Genomic DNA, 15,869 nt, shown 5'->3' with positions numbered 1-15,869 from the left:
ATATGCAGTCAATGCATTTCTTAAAACTTCTATGCGCTGAATTTTGCACGTATGCATGCAGGCCATGCACGATCTGGCTTGTAGGGTTTTTCTGCAGGCGAAAAAAAACCCGCCGAGGCGGGTTTTCATCAGAGAGGAGGTGTCAGCGGGCGTACATCCCCCACCAGAACACATGCCCGAGCAGGCTGATCTGCTCGTCCTGCATCTGCTGGAAGCTGTAGTCCTCATCGGGGTGTTCATCCCGGTTGAAGCTGCGCAGGCGAATGCCGGTAGGCAGGCGGTAGACCTGTTTCACCCGCAACTGGCCGTTGTGGTTGATGGCATAAAGGTCGCCGTCGATGATGTCACCGATCGAGCACTTGCCGGTGTTGACGCCCACCGTGGCGCCATCGCGCAGCACCGGGAGCATGCTGTTGCCGCGTACCGTCACGCATTTGGCCTGGTCGAACTGCACGCCGTTGTGGCGCAGGCTGCGTTTGCCGAAGCGCAGGCGCGCACGCTCGCTCTCTTCGATGACGAATCTTCCTGATCCTGCTGCCAATTCGACCTCGCGAAGGAAAGGTACCGACACCTCGTCATCCTCGACGGGGGTTTCATCGTCCCACAGGCTGATGTCGTCAAGCTCCGCATGGCCGTGCGCCGGCAGCGCGGCTTCGCGCGACGGGCCAAGCTCGGCACGGCCGCGCAATTGCTCGGTGCTGACGCCGAAGTAGTCGGCGATCTTCGACACGTGCTTGTCCGACGGGTCGATGATCTTGCCGCCGAGAATACGCGACAGGGTGGATTGCGGGACGCCCGTGCGCCGGTGCAGCTCCGTCGGGGACAGGCCGTGGCGGTCGAGCAGTTCTCTGAGTACGGTGGCTACGTTGCGTTTTTGCATAGCGTGCATAATGCAGGCATGCCTAAGGAAATGCAACGCATGCCGGGTCAGTGCGTCTTCAAGCTCTCGCGGGCGATCGTGCTGAACGCGTGTTCATCCTGCCGCCCGAGGCGCGGCAGGCCCTTTGGCCAATCGTTCGACCAATCGAGCGCGTCGAGCTGACGCATCTCCTCGATCGCCGAACGCCACCAGATCACCTTGCAGGCCCGTTGATAATCGTTGCCACCGATGGCGCTGCCGTACAGCAGCTTGCGCCCGACGCCACGCAGTTCGGGCGGCACACGCTTGAGGCGCCACTTCGCAGCAAGGCGCCCCAACCTGGAAGGTACCGGGCGCTGCATCGGCACCTTCAGGGCCTGCTGGCACATGCGCGGCTCGAAGCGGTCGCCACATCGCCCGAAGAAGATCTCCAGGATGGCGTGGATGTACTGTTTCATCGCGAAGTAATGGCTGATCACGCCACGCGCCTGGTTGATCGGCGTACCGTGCAACTCGAACGAAAAGGCAATTTGTTCAATGGTATGCAAGGCCGATGCATAGTGGGTCCAGGCGTCGATGCGCTGGATCGCTCGCTCGGCAACTGCGGCGTTTTCCAGGGCAAAGCCCAGCACGCCACTGTTGCACAGCTGCAAGTCGTCGGCCGGCGCCTCGCCGGACAGCGTCAGGCCACGGGTAAACCCTGCGTAATAAGGGCTTTGTGACGCCTCGGCCCAGCTCATCTCGACTTCATCGACTAGAAAGTGCCCGGCATCCACCTGCTCGAACAGCTTGCTCGGCGCTTTGAGGAAGACGGTGTCGGTGTCGATGAAGACGGTCTTTTGTGCCCAACCGGAGGCATGGGCGATGGCACAGGCCTTGCGCCGATGGGTATAGCCGCCCGTGCCAGTCCAGCCTTCGAGCAGCTGAGCATCCAGCCCCACCACCTCCACCGGCCAGCCCTCAAATGCCTGCGGCTGATCGGTCAGTACCCGGATCACGGGCAGCTCGCCTGGCTTGCTGCGGGCGAGTGCCGTCAGGATGCTGAACTTGGCCTCCAGCTGATAGATGCGCCGTTCGCCGTAAAGAAGGTAGATCAGCTGCTGCTTAACGAAGGGAAGGTTGCCGTGCACTTTCATCACACATCTGCTGGAGCGGGCTCGCCGAGGGGCGCGCATTGTAATGGAGTGCCTGACGCATCACCACAATTGCCCGCACGCCGGGTTGCGCCGCCTGCATCTGGGTGAAAAAGCCTGTACCATTGCCGGTTTCACAATCGCCAACCAGATCACCCGCTGTAAGGCCCTGAATGTCTGATCTTTCCGCACACACCCCGATGATGCAGCAGTACTGGAAGCTGAAGAACCAGCACCCGGACCAGCTGATGTTCTACCGCATGGGCGACTTCTACGAAATCTTCTACGAAGATGCGAAAAAAGCCGCGAAACTGCTGGATATCACCCTGACCGCGCGCGGTCAGTCGGCCGGCCAGTCCATCCCCATGTGCGGAATTCCGTTCCATTCGCTGGAGGGCTATCTGGCCAAGCTGGTCAAGCTTGGCGAGTCGGTGGTGATCTGCGAGCAGATCGGCGACCCGGCCACCAGCAAGGGCCCGGTCGAACGCCAGGTGGTGCGCATCATCACCCCCGGTACGGTCAGTGACGAGGCGTTGCTTGACGAGCGCCGCGACAACCTGATTGCCGCGCTGCTGGGTGACGAGCGCCTGTTCGGCCTGGCGGTGCTGGACATCACCAGCGGCAACTTCAGCGTTCAGGAAATCAAGGGCTGGGAGAACCTGCTGGCCGAGCTCGAGCGCCTGAACCCGGTCGAGCTGCTGATCCCCGACGACTGGCCGCGCGACTTGCCGGCCGAAAAGCGCCCGGGTGCACGCCGCCGCGCGCCCTGGGACTTCGACCGCGACTCGGCGCGCAAGGCCCTGTGCCAGCAATTTGCGACCAAGGACCTCAAAGGCTTTGGCTGCGACAAGCTGACCCTGGCCATCGGCGCCGCCGGCTGCCTGCTGACCTACGCCAAGGAAACCCAGCGCACCGCCCTGCCCCACCTGCGCAGCCTGCGCCACGAGCGCCTCGATGACACGGTGATCCTCGACGGCGCCAGCCGCCGCAACCTGGAGCTGGACATCAACCTGGCCGGTGGGCGCGACAACACCTTGCAATCGGTGATCGACCGCTGCCAGACGGCCATGGCCAGCCGCCTGTTGACGCGCTGGCTGAACCGCCCGCTGCGCGACCCCAAGGTGCTGCAGGCGCGCCAGGATTCGATCCGCTGCCTGCTCGATGGCTACCGCTTCGAGAAACTGCAACCGCAGCTCAAGGAAATCGGCGATATCGAGCGAATCCTCGCCCGTATCGGCCTGCGCAACGCCCGCCCACGCGACCTGGCACGCCTGCGCGATGCCCTCGGCGCCCTGCCTGAATTGCAGAACGCCATGGCCGAGCTGGAGGCGCCGCACCTGGCGCGCCTGGCAGCCATCACCGGCACCTACCCGGAACTGGCCAGCCTGCTGGAGCGGGCGATCATCGACAACCCGCCAGCCGTCATCCGTGATGGCGGCGTGCTCAAGGCCGGCTATGACAGCGAGCTGGACGAGTTGCTGGCGATCAGCGAGAACGCCGGCCAGTTCCTGATCGACCTGGAAGCCCGCGAAAAAGCCCGCACCGGCCTTGCCAACCTGAAGGTTGGTTACAACCGTGTGCATGGCTACTTCATCGAGCTGCCGACCAAGCAGGCCGAACAGGCGCCGGGCGACTACATTCGCCGCCAGACCCTCAAGGGCGCCGAGCGCTTCATCACGCCGGAACTCAAGGCCTTCGAGGACAAGGCACTGTCGGCCAAGAGCCGCGCCCTGGCCCGCGAGAAGATGCTCTATGACGCGCTGCTGGAAACCCTGATCAGCCACCTCGCACCGCTGCAGGACAGCGCCGCGGCATTGGCCGAGCTGGATGTGCTGAGCAACCTGGCCGAGCGTGCGCTGACCCTCGACCTGAACTGCCCGCGCTTTGTCGACGAGCCTTGCCTGCGCATCGACCAAGGCCGCCACCCGGTGGTCGAGCAGGTGCTGACCACGCCGTTCGTGGCCAACGACCTGGGCCTGGACAACAGCACGCGCATGCTGATCATCACCGGCCCGAACATGGGCGGTAAATCCACCTACATGCGCCAGACCGCACTGATCGTGCTGATGGCGCATATCGGCAGCTTCGTCCCGGCGGCCAGCTGCGAGCTGTCGCTGGTCGACCGCATCTTCACCCGCATCGGCTCAAGCGACGACCTGGCCGGCGGGCGTTCGACCTTCATGGTCGAGATGAGCGAAACCGCCAACATCCTGCACAACGCCACCGACCGCAGCCTGGTGCTGATGGATGAAGTGGGCCGCGGCACCAGCACCTTCGACGGCCTGTCGCTGGCCTGGGCCGCTGCCGAGCGCCTGGCGCAACTGCGTGCCTACACGCTGTTCGCCACCCACTATTTCGAGCTGACCGTGCTGCCGGAGAACGAGCCGCTGGTAGCCAACGTGCACCTGAACGCCACCGAGCACAACGAGCGCATCGTGTTCCTGCACCATGTGCTGCCTGGCCCTGCCAGCCAGAGCTACGGCCTGGCCGTGGCGCAGCTGGCAGGTGTGCCGACGCCAGTGATCCAGCGTGCCCGCGAGCACCTGGGCCGCCTGGAAACCAGCAGCCTGCCGGCGCAGCCGGTGGTCTCAAGCAAGACCCAGGGCGAACCCCATGTCCCGCACCAGAGCGACCTGTTCGCCAGCCTGCCGCACCCGGCCATCGAGAAGCTGGGCAAGCTGGACCTGGATGACATGACCCCGCGCCAAGCTATCGAAATGCTATATCAACTAAAGAACCTGTTATAACGGCGCCCACTACAAGCTGGTAGAATCCGCCGCGGTTTGCTGGTGCTGCAGGTTATTAGCCTGGCCTGCAGCCATGTACCCGTAAACCGCGCGGCCCTGAGAGGAAGGGCCGCCGCCGTCGCCTGAGGAGAAAACTAGAAATGACCTTCGTCGTCACCGACAACTGCATCAAATGCAAATACACCGACTGCGTGGAAGTCTGTCCGGTGGACTGCTTCTACGAAGGCCCGAACTTCCTGGTGATTCACCCGGACGAGTGCATCGACTGTGCACTGTGCGAGCCTGAATGCCCGGCCCAAGCGATCTTCTCGGAAGACGAAGTGCCTTCGGGCATGGAAAACTTCATCGAGCTCAATGCCGAGCTGGCGGAAATCTGGCCGAACATCACCGAGCGTAAGGATGCCCTGCCCGACGCTGAAGAGTGGGATGGCAAGCCAGGCAAGATTGCCGACTTGGAGCGCTGATAGCGCCCAGGTACGAAAAAGGCCCGCAACGGGCCTTTTTTCATTTTGCGCGGGCAAAAAAAAAGGGGCGGTTTGACCCGCCCACATTTTTTCCGTAGTCCCTGCTTGTCCCAAACATCTTCCTGATGAAATCGCTTCTTGCGATGTCCTTGGCCTTCATCCTGAAAGCCTGTGCGTGTCCGTGTGCACAGTTCGAATACTAGCGACTTCCGTGACGCAGGCAACTGCGATACCTCACAAGAAATTACCGGGGACACATTTCCACAAATCTAGAAAAATCATGATTTTCAATGATTTGCGAATTTGCGGGATTTGGAAACGACAATAATTTACTACTCCTTACATGGATGGCTTACACCACGAGTAAGCAAAGGCTTACACGCAATGCATCTGCGGTAGCGCGATACACATTCATGCAAACCTGAGAGTGCCGGCACAGGTAAGAAATCGCACAAACAAAAACGCCCCGAGGTCATCGGGGCGCTTTGCATTCGGGGATACCGCTACTGGAACAGCGACTCGCTGGACAGCCCGTTCTTCTCCAGGATCTCGCGCAAGCGCTTGAGCCCTTCAACCTGAATCTGCCGCACCCGCTCGCGGGTCAGGCCGATTTCCAGGCCAACGTCTTCAAGGGTGCTGCTCTCATGCCCACGCAGGCCGAAGCGGCGTACCACCACCTCGCGCTGCTTGTCGGTCAGCTCACCCAGCCACTGGTCGATGCTCTGCGACAGGTCGTCGTCCTGCAGCAGCTCGCAGGGGTCGGTTGGGCGATCGTCGGTCAGGGTATCGAGCAGGGTCTTGTCCGAATCCGGCCCGAGGGAAACGTCCACCGAAGACACCCGCTCGTTGAGGCCGAGCATGCGCTTGACCTCGGCAACGGGTTTTTCCAGCAGGGTGGCGATTTCTTCCGGGGAGGGTTCGTGATCGAGCTTCTGGGTCAGCTCCCGCGCGGCACGCAGGTAGACGTTGAGCTCCTTGACCACGTGGATCGGCAGGCGGATGGTGCGGGTCTGGTTCATGATCGCCCGCTCGATGGTCTGGCGAATCCACCAGGTCGCATAGGTCGAGAACCGGAAGCCACGCTCCGGGTCGAACTTCTCGACCGCGCGGATCAGCCCCAGGTTGCCCTCCTCGATCAGGTCGAGCAACGACAAGCCGCGGTTCACGTAACGACGGGCAATTTTCACAACCAGGCGCAGGTTGCTTTCGATCATGCGCTTGCGGCCGGCGGGGTCGCCCTTTTGCGACAGGCGCGCAAAGTGCACTTCCTCTTCCGGCGAAAGCAGAGGCGAGAAACCAATCTCGTTGAGATACAACTGGGTGGCGTCGAGCGCCCGGCTGTAATCGATGTACTTGTGTTGCTTGAGCGTAGAGCCTGATTTGGCCCTGGTCCGAACCGACGGTACAGCAGGTTCGTCTGACACCACATCCGTTTCCAAAACGATGCCCGTCTCCATCAGGAGGACGTCATCGTCGATGTCAAACTCCGGCGCTTCTTTATTGAGAGCCATTGTTATAGTCCCTTTGCTGAGTTCGAACTCAGACTCGAGCGACGCCTGGATCCCTGGCAGCGCTGGAGCCTGTCCCCTCTACATCACAGGAACAGGCCGGGTACAACGGTCAACGACGTGGCAGGAACTGGAGCGGATCGACGGGTTTGCCCTGGCGGCGAATCTCGAAATGCAGCTTCACCCGATCAGTGCCCGTAGACCCCATTTCAGCAATCGACTGCCCTGCCTTGACCTGCTGCCCCTCCCGAACCAACAGCCTGCGGTTGTGACCGTAGGCACTGACGTAGGTGTCGCTATGCTTGATGATGATCAGCTCGCCGTAGCCCCTCAAGCCACTCCCGGCGTAGACCACCGCACCATCAGACGCAGCAAAAACAGGCTGTCCCAAATCACCGGCGATATCAATGCCTTTATTCAAACTACCGTTTGAAGCGAATTTTCCAATCAGCACGCCATTGGCGGGCCACGTCCAGCCGCCTACGGCGCGCTCTGCAGCGGGCACCGTGGTAACCACCGGAGTAGGCGTGGCGGGGGTTGTTGGCGCCGGCTTTACGCCACTGGCGGGAGGGGTGATAGGCGCGCCGACAGGCCGACGAATGACCGTTGTCTTGCTCGACGATGACGGACTGGAGACCACCGTGGTGGTGCCTGTGGAGGCGCTGTTGAAGCGAATCGCCTGACCGGGGCGGATGGTGTACGGCGCGGGGATGCCGTTGCGTGCGGCCAGCTCCTTGTAGTCCCAGCCATAGCGGAAGGCGATGGAGAACAAGGTGTCGCCCGGCTTCACGGTGTACTGGCCAGAGGTCACGGTTGGCCGCTTGGGCGCCACAGTAGGGTTGCTGCGGTCGACCACGCGCGCGCCACTCGAGCCGGTGCTCGAGCAACCTGTCAGCAGGGTGCCCATGGCCAGAGCAATCACCAGAAGCTTGTAACCCGACCGATCCTTGCGCTGCCGAATGACTGTGTGCCCCACCCGCGCTCCCCTCATGGTGCCGAAATCGATAAAACGACAAGAAATGCAATATTGTTGCAATTATAACCGAGCCCGCCGTCTCTGTGAGGCGAGCTGCATAGGCCACACCGAACCGCTGCGGCACTGGCGTACCCCGCCAGATAGACAGGGCGAAACGGCAAGAATTCGTCGCCGCTGGAAATATTCCGCCCAGGTCAGGCCAGCGGGCCGTTGAGCAGCGGCACGAAGCGCACCGCACCCAGCACGCGCCGGGAGAAACCGTGCTCCTCACGGACGATCAGCATCAGTTGCTGCACCTCGCCAGCCGGCCCCACCGGGATCACCATGCGCCCACCCGGGGCCAGTTGATCGAGCAACGCCTGCGGCACCTCCGGCGCCACTGCGGTGACGATGATGCCGTTGTAGGGCGCCAGCGCCTGCCAGCCATCGCAACCGTCGCCCCAGCGGAACACCACGTTGCGCAGGTTGAGCTCGACCAGGCGCTCCTTGGCCCGGTCCTGCAGCACCTTGATCCGCTCGACCGAGAACACCCGCTCCACCAGCTGGGCCAGGATCGCAGTCTGGTAACCGGACCCCGTGCCGATCTCCAGCACCTTGTCCAGCGGCCCGGCCTCCAGCAGCAGCTCGCTCATGTGCGCGACCATGAACGGCTGGGAGATGGTCTGGTTGTGCCCGATCGGCAATGCGGTGTCTTCGTAGGCGCGATGGGCCAGTGCCTCATCGACGAACAGGTGGCGCGGGGTGCGTCGAATCACATCGAGCACCTTGGGGTTGGCCACGCCTTCCTCGCTCAGGCGCTGGATCAGGCGCTCCCGGGTACGCTGGGAGGTCATGCCGATACCACGACGCTGCAGATCGTCCTGTTCGCGCATCAGAGCAGGCCCTCCAGCCAACCGTGCAACTGCTCGAAGGCATCGTTGAAGGTGCGGTCCAGCTGCAGGGGGGTGATCGACACGTAGCCTTGCATCACCGCATGGAAGTCGGTGCCAGGCCCGCCATCCTCGGCATCGCCGGCCACGGCAATCCAGTAGCCTTCCTTGCCGCGCGGGTTGACCACCTTGGTCGGCGCCGCCGCCCGCGCCCGATGACCGAGGCGAGTGACCTGGATGCCACGGATGTGCTCCAACGGCAGGTTGGGGATGTTGACGTTGAGCACGGTGCGCGGCGGCAGCTCCAGGCGCGATTGCGCCTCCACCAGCCGGCGGGCGATGAAGGCCGCGGTCGGCAGGTTGTCGGGCAGGCGCGACAACAGCGAGAACGCCAGCGACGTGCCCCCCAGGAAGCGGCCTTCCAGGGCGGCGGCGACCGTGCCGGAATAAATCACGTCATCGCCCAGGTTGGCGCCCAGGTTGATGCCCGAAACCACCATGTCCGGGGGGTCCGGCAGCAAGCCGTTGAGCCCCAGGTGCACGCAGTCGGTGGGCGTGCCATTGAGGCTGATGAAGCCATTGGCCAAGGTTTGCGGGTGCAGCGGCCGGTCCAGCGTCAGCGAACTGCCGGCGCCGCTCTTGTCTTGATCCGGGGCGATTACCACGCACTCGGCATAATCCGCCAGCGCACCATGAAGTGCGGCGAGGCCTGGTGCCGTAACACCGTCGTCATTCGAAATCAGAATACGCATGGGCTGTCCGTCTGCCCTGCCGGCACCAGATCGACAAGCTCGCGCACCACCACGGTGGCGAAGCATCCGGCCGGAAGGACGAATTCCAGTTGCAGGATATCAGGCTCGGGATAATGCCACGTAAGGCCGCCAATAGGGAGCCGCAGGATTCGCCGTTCGTGACTCATGCCCGCATTCGCCAGCCATTGGCACAGCGCAGGGTGCTGCTCGGCGACAGCCGACTCCAGCGCAGCCGCAACGCCAGCGGCGGGCGAAGGCCCTTCGCCCCACATCGGGCCGGTCGGGTGCAAGTCGAGAATGGCCAGGCGCGGGTCGGAACATTCCGCTTCGCCTGCCGGAAAGAAACTACGACTGTCGGTGAATGCCAGCAGGTCACCGACCTGCGCACGCTGCCAGCTGCCATCGGCAACACGCGCCGCCAGCACCTGGTTGAACACATAGCTGCGCGCCGCCGACAGCAGGCGCGAGCGCACGTTGCGCTGCTCTGGCAGGGCCTTGCGCGCCGCCCAGTCCTGGGCATCGTGGACGTTGCCGCCGCCATGGCCGAAACGCTGGCTGCCAAAATAGTTCGGCACGCCGTGCTGCTTGAGCAGCTCCAGGCGTGCATCGAGGGCCTGGCGATCAGCCGCCAGCGCGGTCAGGCGCAGGGTGAAGCCATTGGCCGAATGGGCGCCGCGCTGCAGCTTGCGCTGGTGGCGCACCTGCTTGAGCACGCGCAGGGTGTCGTCTTCGGCACGTGACAGGTCGGGGTCGGCCTTGCCCGGCAGGTGCAGGCTGAACCACTGGCGGGTCAGGGCCTGGCGGTCCTTGAGGCCGGCGTAGCTGATCGAACGCACCGGCACGCCTGCGGCACGTGCCAGGCGCCGGGCCGCTTCTTCGGTGTTCAGGTCACGCTTCTCGACCCACAGCCACAGGTGCTCGCCCTGGCCGGACAAGGGGATGTCCAGCACCTCGTCGACCTGGAAGTCTTCCGCCACCGCCTTGAGTACTGCGGTGCCGAGGGATTGGCCCGATGCGCGCGGGCCCAGCAGTTGCAGTTCGGTCATGCTGGCAGCAGCAGGGCGACCGAATGCACGGCAATGCCCTCCTCGCGGCCGGTAAAGCCGAGCTTCTCGGTGGTGGTGGCCTTGACGTTGACCTGGTCGAGCTCCACGTGCAGGTCTTCGGCGATCAGCTGGCGCATGGTTTCGATATGCGGGGCCATCTTGGGTGCCTGGGCGACGATGGTGGCGTCGACGTTGCCGACTTTCCAGCCCTTGGCCTTGACGATGGCGACCACGTGACGCAGCAGCGCGCGGCTGTCGGCGCCCTTGAACTGTGGGTCGGTGTCGGGGAAATGCTTGCCGATATCACCCAGCGCCGCAGCGCCAAGCAAGGCATCGCTCAGGGCGTGCAGCAGCACGTCGCCGTCGGAATGGGCCAGGAGGCCGTATTTGTGGGGGATACGCACCCCACCCAGGGTAATGAAATCACCGTCGCAGAAACGGTGCACATCGTAGCCGTGGCCAATACGCATAGAAAAACGCCCTGATTGAGTCAGGGCGTGATTCTACCTGCTTTGCAGGCGGTTGGGCGGCTTTTGGGCCGGGCGCTACACCCGTCCCAGTGCCACTGCATGATGGCGCAGGTGCTCGTCGATGAAGCTGGCGATGAAGTAGTAGCTGTGGTCATAGCCAGGCTGCAGGCGCAGGGTCAGTTCATGCCCCCCTTTACGAGCCGCCTGCTCCAGCGCCTCAGGCTTGAGCTGCTTCTCCAGGAAATCATCCCGGTCGCCCTGGTCCACCAGCATCGGCGGGCACGCGCCCGCCGGGGTTTCGGCCAGCAGCACACTGGCATCCCACTCGCGCCAGCGCGCTCGGTCTTCACCCAGGTAGCGGCTGAAGGCCTTCTCGCCCCAGGGGCAGTCCATGGGGTTGCTGATCGGCGAAAACGCCGACACCGAGCGATAGCGCCCAGGGTTGCGCAAGGCGCACACCAGCGCGCCATGGCCACCCATCGAATGGCCGCTGATGCTGCGCTGTTCGGAGGCCGGGAAGTGCGCCTCGATCAGAGTCGGCAGCTCCTGCACCACGTAGTCGTGCATGCGGTAGTGCTGCGCCCAGGGTTGCTGGGTGGCGTTGAGGTAGAAGCCTGCCCCAAGGCCGAAGTCCCAGGCGCCGTCCGGGTCGCCCGGCACCTGCTCGCCGCGCGGGCTGGTGTCGGGCGCCACGATGATCAGCCCAAGCTCGGCGGCCAGGCGCTGGGCGCCGGCCTTCTGCATGAAGTTCTCGTCGGTGCAGGTCAGGCCACTGAGCCAGTACAGCACCGGCAGCTTTTCGCCCAGCTCCGCCTGCGGCGGCAGGTAGACGGCGAACACCATGTCGCAACCCAGCACCTTGGAGTGATGCCGGTAACGCTTGTGCCAGCCGCCGAAGCTCTTCTGGCAGGAAATGTTATCCAGGCTCATGTCGCACCTCAGAAGTGGATCACGCTGCGGATGCTCTTGCCTTCGTGCATCAGGTCGAAGGCTTTGTTGATGTCTTCCAGGCCCATGGTGTGGGTGATGAAGGTATCCAGCGGGATCTCGCCCTTCTCGGACATTTCCACGTAGCTTGGCAGCTCGCTGCGCCCACGCACGCCGCCGAAGGCCGAACCACGCCAGACGCGGCCGGTGACCAGCTGGAACGGACGGGTGGAGATTTCCTGGCCGGCACCGGCGACGCCAATGATCACCGACTCGCCCCAGCCCTTGTGGCAGCACTCCAGGGCCGCACGCATCAGTTGCACGTTGCCGATGCACTCGAAGGAGAAGTCCACGCCGCCGTCGGTGAGGTCGACGATCACTTCCTGGATCGGGCGGTCGTAGTCTTTCGGGTTGATGCAGTCGGTGGCGCCCAGCTGGCGGGCGATCTCGAACTTGGCCGGGTTGATGTCGATGGCGATGATGCGCGAGGCCTTGGCCTTGACCGCGCCGATCACCGCCGACAGGCCGATGCCACCCAGACCGAAGATGGCCACGGTGTCACCCGGCTTGACCTTGGCGGTATTGAGCACCGCGCCGATACCGGTGGTGACGCCGCAACCAAGCAGGCAAACCTTCTCCAGCGGGGCTTCCTTCTGGATCTTGGCCACGGAGATTTCCGGCAGCACGGTGTACTCGGAGAAGGTCGAGGTGCCCATGTAATGGAACAGCTGCTGGCCTTTGTAAGAGAAGCGCGTGGTGCCGTCCGGCATCAGGCCCTTGCCCTGGGTGGCGCGGATGGCCTGGCACAGGTTGGTCTTGCCGGAACGGCAGAATTTGCACTGGCCGCACTCGGGGGTGTACAGCGGGATGACGTGGTCGCCAACCGCCACCGAAGTGACGCCCTCGCCCACGGCCTCGACGATCGCGCCACCTTCATGGCCGAGGATCGACGGGAAGATGCCCTCTGGGTCGGCGCCCGACAGGGTGTAGGCGTCGGTATGGCAGACGCCGCTGGCGACCACGCGCAGCAGCACTTCGCCAGCCTTGGGCATGGCCACGTCCACTTCGACGATTTCCAGGGGTTTCTTGGCCTCGAAGGCAACGGCGGCGCGGGACTTGATCATGGGGATCTCCAGGCAGGGGGTCGGTTCAGTCCTGCAGTGTAATTCATGCTGTTTTGATGAATAATCCAGGCAAAGACAAAACATTATTGCCATGTAGGGATAATCAATGAGCAGCCGCTGGGAAGGCATCGACGAATTCGTCGCCGTGGCCGAGTCGGGCCAGTTCACCGCGGCGGCCGAGCGCCTGGGCGTGTCGTCGTCGCACATCAGCCGGCAGATCGCCCGCCTGGAAGAACGCTTGCAGACGCGGTTGCTGTACCGCAGCACCCGGCGGGTGACCCTGAGCGAAGCCGGGCAGACCTTTTTGCAGCACTGCCAACGCCTGCAGGACGGCCGCGAGGAGGCCATGCGGGCCATGGGCGACCTGGCCAGCGAGCCCAAGGGGTTGCTGCGCATGACCTGCGCGGTGGCCTATGGCGAGCGCTTCATCGTGCCGCTGGTGACCCGCTTCATGGCCCTGTACCCGCAGTTGCGGGTGGAAGTGGAACTGAGCAATCGCACCCTTGATCTGCTGCACGAAGGCATGGACCTGGCCATCCGCCTGGGCCGCCTGGCCGACTCACGGCTGGTGGCTACCCGCCTGGCGCCGCGGCGCATGTACCTGTGCGCCTCGCCGGGCTATCTGGAACGCTATGGCAGGCCGCACAGCCTGTCGGAGCTGGCGCGGCACAACTGCCTGGTGGGCAGTTCGGATTTGTGGGCACTGCAGCAGGATGGGCGCGAGATCAGTCAGCGGGTGCAGGGCAACTGGCGCTGCAACAGCGGGCAGGCGGTGCTGGATGCGGCGTTGCTGGGGATGGGGCTGTGCCAGTTGCCGGACTATTACGTGCTGGAGCATCTGCACAGTGGCGCCTTGGTGTCGCTGCTGGAGGCGCATCAGCCGCCGAATACGGCGGTGTGGGCGTTGTATCCGCAGCAGCGGCATCTGTCGCCGAAGGTGCGGCGGTTGGTGGACTACTTGAAGGAAGGGTTGGCGGGGTTGCCGGAGTATCGGGGGGGCTGATCTCTGCCGGGGCCGCTTGGCGGCCCAATCGCCGGCAAGCCGGCTCCCACAAGGTCGGCACAGGCTCGAAGGCAGCACTCTATCTGTGGGAGCCGGCTTGCCGGCGATGGGGCTTCTAATGGCGCCCAGCCCACCGCTGGCGCAACCACTCCAGGTCTTCAGGGCGGGTCACCTTGATGTTGTCGCTGCGCCCTTCGATCAAGCGCGGCGCCTGGCCGGACCATTCGATGGCGGACGCCTCGTCGGTCACCACCACCTCGGACACCAGGCACTCGGCCAAGGCCCGGTGCAAGGCACCCAGGCGGAACATCTGCGGCGTGTAGGCCTGCCAGATGGTGCTGCGGTCGACGGTGGCGCTGACCCGGCCATGGGCATCCGCGCGCTTGAGGGTATCGCGCGCAGGCACGGCCAGCAGGCCGCCTACAGGGTCATCCGCCAGTTCCGACAACAGGCGGTCCAGGTCGGTGCGCGCCAGGTTCGGCCGCGCCGCATCGTGCACCAGCACCCAGTCGCTGTCCGCTGCGCCCTGGGCATGCAGCAGCAACAAGGCATTGAGTACCGAATCGGCGCGCTCGCGCCCGCCCGGGGCGCGCTGGATGCGCGGGTCGCTGGCACAGCGCAAGCCCGGCCAGTACGGGTCATCCGTGGCCACGCTGACCACCACCCCCTTGAGCGTGGGATGGCCAAGAAAACAGTCGAGGCTATGCTCGAGAAGCGTCTGCCCCGCCAGTTGCAAGTATTGCTTCGGGCGGTCGGCAGCCATGCGGGCACCAATGCCCGCAGCAGGAATCACGGCCCAGAAGGCCGGTAGCGTTTCATTCATTTTTGCGGCAGCTGGAAGAGGGTTTCGCCCTCTTTGACCATTCCCAGTTCATGACGAGCCCGTTCTTCCACGGTCTCCATACCTTTCTTCAGCTCCAGCACCTCGGCGTCGAGCACGCGGTTACGCTCCAGCAGCCGCTCGTTCTCGGCGTGCTGCTCGTCGATCTGCTGCTTGAGCTCTGCCACTTGCGCCAGGCTGCCGTTACCCACCCAAAGGCGGTACTGCAGGCCACCGAGCAGCAGGAGCAGGACAAGGAACAACCAATAGGGACTGCGCATCAAGGTATCCAGGTTAAAAAGACCGCCGCACCGGGGCAGGTCTCAAATAGCACGAAGCCTGGCCGAGGCCAGGCTTCGTTGACAGAAACCCGCATGAAGCGTCGGAAATTTCAGCACGAAAGTTCCGACAGCCCCGGCTGCTGTCTTTTTACCATCTCTTGCTTAGCCGCGAAACTCGGCACGACCACGGTAAACCGCTTTGGCGCCCAGTTGCTCTTCGATGCGCAGCAGCTGGTTGTACTTGGAGACGCGGTCGGAGCGGCACAGCGAGCCAGTCTTGATCTGGCCGGCAGCGGTACCCACGGCCAGGTCGGCGATGGTCGAGTCTTCGGTTTCACCGGAACGGTGCGAAATCACCGCGGTGTAGCCAGCAGCCTTGGCCATCTGGATGGCTTCCAGGGTTTCGGTCAGCGAGCCGATCTGGTTGAACTTGATCAGGATCGAGTTACCGATGCCCTTCTCGATGCCTTCCTTGAGGATCTTGGTGTTGGTCACGAACAGGTCGTCACCGACCAGCTGCACCTTTTCACCGATCTTGTCGGTCAGGATCTTCCAGCCAGCCCAGTCGGACTCGTCCAGGCCGTCTTCGATCGAGATGATCGGGAAGCGCTCGGTCAGGCCCTTGAGGTAGTCGGCGAAGCCTTCGGCGTCGAACGACTTGCCTTCACCGGACAGGTTGTACTTGCCGTCTTCATAGAATTCGGAAGCCGCGCAGTCCAGCGCCAGGGTCACGTCGGTGCCCAGCTTGTAACCGGATTTCTCGACCGCTTCGGCGATGGCGCCCAGGGCGTCTTCGTTGGAAGCCAGGTTCGGGGCGAAGCCACCTTCGTCACCTACGGCAGTGTTCAGGCCACGGGCCTTGAGCACGGCTTTGAGGTGGTGGAAGATTT

Annotated in this window: 16 protein-coding genes; 3 read left to right on the top strand and 13 right to left on the bottom strand. The window is 63.6% G+C overall.

Annotated elements, in window-relative coordinates:
* Positions 1–142: 142 nt before the first annotated feature.
* Both B3E94_RS04900 and B3E94_RS04895 read right to left on the bottom strand, forming a co-directional pair.
* A complete protein-coding gene (locus B3E94_RS04900) occupies positions 143–880 on the bottom strand; it encodes a LexA family transcriptional regulator (protein WP_236236637.1) in 738 nt (245 codons plus the stop codon).
* A gap of 47 nt (positions 881–927) precedes the next feature.
* Positions 928–1,995: a hypothetical protein gene (locus B3E94_RS04895; protein WP_286912540.1), complete on the bottom strand. Its 1,068-nt coding sequence runs from the start codon at positions 1,993–1,995 to the stop codon at positions 928–930.
* Between the two features lie 170 nt (positions 1,996–2,165).
* On the opposite strand from B3E94_RS04895, the gene mutS reads away from it, so the two are divergent.
* Positions 2,166–4,739: a DNA mismatch repair protein MutS gene (gene mutS, locus B3E94_RS04890; RefSeq protein WP_286912538.1), complete on the top strand. Its 2,574-nt coding sequence runs from the start codon at positions 2,166–2,168 to the stop codon at positions 4,737–4,739.
* A gap of 140 nt (positions 4,740–4,879) precedes the next feature.
* Positions 4,880–5,203 (top strand): ferredoxin FdxA, encoded by a 324-nt coding sequence (gene fdxA, locus B3E94_RS04885; protein WP_003252355.1) that lies wholly within the window; start codon positions 4,880–4,882, stop codon positions 5,201–5,203.
* Between the two features lie 503 nt (positions 5,204–5,706).
* On the opposite strand, the gene rpoS is transcribed toward fdxA, so the two are convergent.
* The 8 genes from rpoS to B3E94_RS04845 form a co-directional block, all read right to left on the bottom strand.
* Positions 5,707–6,714, bottom strand: a complete 1,008-nt coding sequence (rpoS, locus tag B3E94_RS04880) for an RNA polymerase sigma factor RpoS (protein ID WP_012315872.1) — start codon at positions 6,712–6,714, stop codon at positions 5,707–5,709.
* Between the two features lie 109 nt (positions 6,715–6,823).
* Positions 6,824–7,687, bottom strand: a complete 864-nt coding sequence (locus B3E94_RS04875; RefSeq protein WP_176513694.1) for a peptidoglycan DD-metalloendopeptidase family protein — start codon at positions 7,685–7,687, stop codon at positions 6,824–6,826.
* A gap of 194 nt (positions 7,688–7,881) precedes the next feature.
* Entirely contained in the window at positions 7,882–8,520 is a 639-nt protein-coding gene (locus tag B3E94_RS04870; RefSeq protein WP_176513697.1) for a protein-L-isoaspartate(D-aspartate) O-methyltransferase, read from the bottom strand.
* Positions 8,521–8,558: 38 nt separating this feature from the next.
* Positions 8,559–9,308: a 5'/3'-nucleotidase SurE gene (gene surE / locus B3E94_RS04865; RefSeq protein WP_286912536.1), complete on the bottom strand. Its 750-nt coding sequence runs from the start codon at positions 9,306–9,308 to the stop codon at positions 8,559–8,561.
* Entirely contained in the window at positions 9,296–10,354 is a 1,059-nt protein-coding gene (truD, locus tag B3E94_RS04860; protein ID WP_286912535.1) for a tRNA pseudouridine(13) synthase TruD, read from the bottom strand. The genes surE and truD overlap by 13 nt, the downstream gene beginning before the upstream one ends.
* A complete protein-coding gene (gene ispF, locus B3E94_RS04855; RefSeq protein WP_236237813.1) occupies positions 10,351–10,824 on the bottom strand; it encodes a 2-C-methyl-D-erythritol 2,4-cyclodiphosphate synthase in 474 nt (157 codons plus the stop codon). Before ispF ends, truD begins: the two co-directional genes overlap by 4 nt.
* A 75-nt stretch (positions 10,825–10,899) precedes the next feature.
* Complete coding sequence (gene fghA / locus B3E94_RS04850) at positions 10,900–11,754, bottom strand: S-formylglutathione hydrolase (RefSeq protein WP_286912533.1); 855 nt, start codon at positions 11,752–11,754, stop codon at positions 10,900–10,902.
* 8 nt (positions 11,755–11,762) lie between these two features.
* Positions 11,763–12,875 carry an S-(hydroxymethyl)glutathione dehydrogenase/class III alcohol dehydrogenase gene (locus tag B3E94_RS04845; RefSeq protein WP_286912532.1) on the bottom strand — a complete coding sequence of 371 codons (1,113 nt, stop codon included), beginning with the start codon at positions 12,873–12,875 and terminating at the stop codon, positions 11,763–11,765.
* A gap of 106 nt (positions 12,876–12,981) precedes the next feature.
* Between B3E94_RS04845 and B3E94_RS04840 the strand changes: the two genes are divergently transcribed.
* Positions 12,982–13,878, top strand: a complete 897-nt coding sequence (locus B3E94_RS04840; protein ID WP_176513498.1) for a LysR substrate-binding domain-containing protein — start codon at positions 12,982–12,984, stop codon at positions 13,876–13,878.
* 115 nt (positions 13,879–13,993) lie between these two features.
* On the opposite strand, the gene ispD is transcribed toward B3E94_RS04840, so the two are convergent.
* From ispD to eno, 3 genes are all read right to left on the bottom strand, one after another.
* Positions 13,994–14,701 (bottom strand): 2-C-methyl-D-erythritol 4-phosphate cytidylyltransferase, encoded by a 708-nt coding sequence (ispD, locus tag B3E94_RS04835; RefSeq protein WP_286912530.1) that lies wholly within the window; start codon positions 14,699–14,701, stop codon positions 13,994–13,996.
* The gene (ftsB, locus tag B3E94_RS04830; protein ID WP_023534037.1) at positions 14,698–14,979 is read right to left on the bottom strand and encodes a cell division protein FtsB; all 282 of its coding nucleotides are present in this window, start codon (positions 14,977–14,979) and stop codon (positions 14,698–14,700) included. Before ftsB ends, ispD begins: the two co-directional genes overlap by 4 nt.
* 162 nt (positions 14,980–15,141) lie before the next feature.
* Positions 15,142–15,869 (bottom strand): phosphopyruvate hydratase (gene eno / locus B3E94_RS04825; protein ID WP_414708133.1); only part of this gene is annotated, 728 nt, incomplete at its 5' end.

This window comes from Pseudomonas sp. UBA6315 (genome assembly GCF_002438125.1).
GTDB classification, from domain to species: Bacteria; Pseudomonadota; Gammaproteobacteria; order Pseudomonadales; family Pseudomonadaceae; genus Aquipseudomonas; species Aquipseudomonas faucium.
The sequence above is the reverse complement of the archived record's forward strand: the minus strand, read 5'-3'. Positions and strand labels throughout refer to the sequence as shown.

Excerpts from the sequence above, each read along its gene's own strand:
- rpoS (WP_012315872.1), bottom strand. The coding sequence starts at position 6,714 with ATGGCTCTCAATAAAGAAGCGCCGGAGTTTGACATCGACGATGACGTC.
- B3E94_RS04895 (WP_286912540.1), bottom strand. The coding sequence starts at position 1,995 with ATGAAAGTGCACGGCAACCTTCCCTTCGTTAAGCAGCAGCTGATCTAC.
- B3E94_RS04870 (WP_176513697.1), bottom strand. The coding sequence starts at position 8,520 with ATGACCTCCCAGCGTACCCGGGAGCGCCTGATCCAGCGCCTGAGCGAG.
- fdxA (WP_003252355.1), top strand. The coding sequence starts at position 4,880 with ATGACCTTCGTCGTCACCGACAACTGCATCAAATGCAAATACACCGAC.
- mutS (WP_286912538.1), top strand. The coding sequence starts at position 2,166 with ATGTCTGATCTTTCCGCACACACCCCGATGATGCAGCAGTACTGGAAG.
- fghA (WP_286912533.1), bottom strand. The coding sequence starts at position 11,754 with ATGAGCCTGGATAACATTTCCTGCCAGAAGAGCTTCGGCGGCTGGCAC.
- ftsB (WP_023534037.1), bottom strand. The coding sequence starts at position 14,979 with ATGCGCAGTCCCTATTGGTTGTTCCTTGTCCTGCTCCTGCTGCTCGGT.
- B3E94_RS04840 (WP_176513498.1), top strand. The coding sequence starts at position 12,982 with ATGAGCAGCCGCTGGGAAGGCATCGACGAATTCGTCGCCGTGGCCGAG.
- ispD (WP_286912530.1), bottom strand. The coding sequence starts at position 14,701 with ATGAATGAAACGCTACCGGCCTTCTGGGCCGTGATTCCTGCTGCGGGC.
- ispF (WP_236237813.1), bottom strand. The coding sequence starts at position 10,824 with ATGCGTATTGGCCACGGCTACGATGTGCACCGTTTCTGCGACGGTGAT.
- B3E94_RS04845 (WP_286912532.1), bottom strand. The coding sequence starts at position 12,875 with ATGATCAAGTCCCGCGCCGCCGTTGCCTTCGAGGCCAAGAAACCCCTG.
- B3E94_RS04900 (WP_236236637.1), bottom strand. The coding sequence starts at position 880 with ATGCAAAAACGCAACGTAGCCACCGTACTCAGAGAACTGCTCGACCGC.
- surE (WP_286912536.1), bottom strand. The coding sequence starts at position 9,308 with ATGCGTATTCTGATTTCGAATGACGACGGTGTTACGGCACCAGGCCTC.
- truD (WP_286912535.1), bottom strand. The coding sequence starts at position 10,354 with ATGACCGAACTGCAACTGCTGGGCCCGCGCGCATCGGGCCAATCCCTC.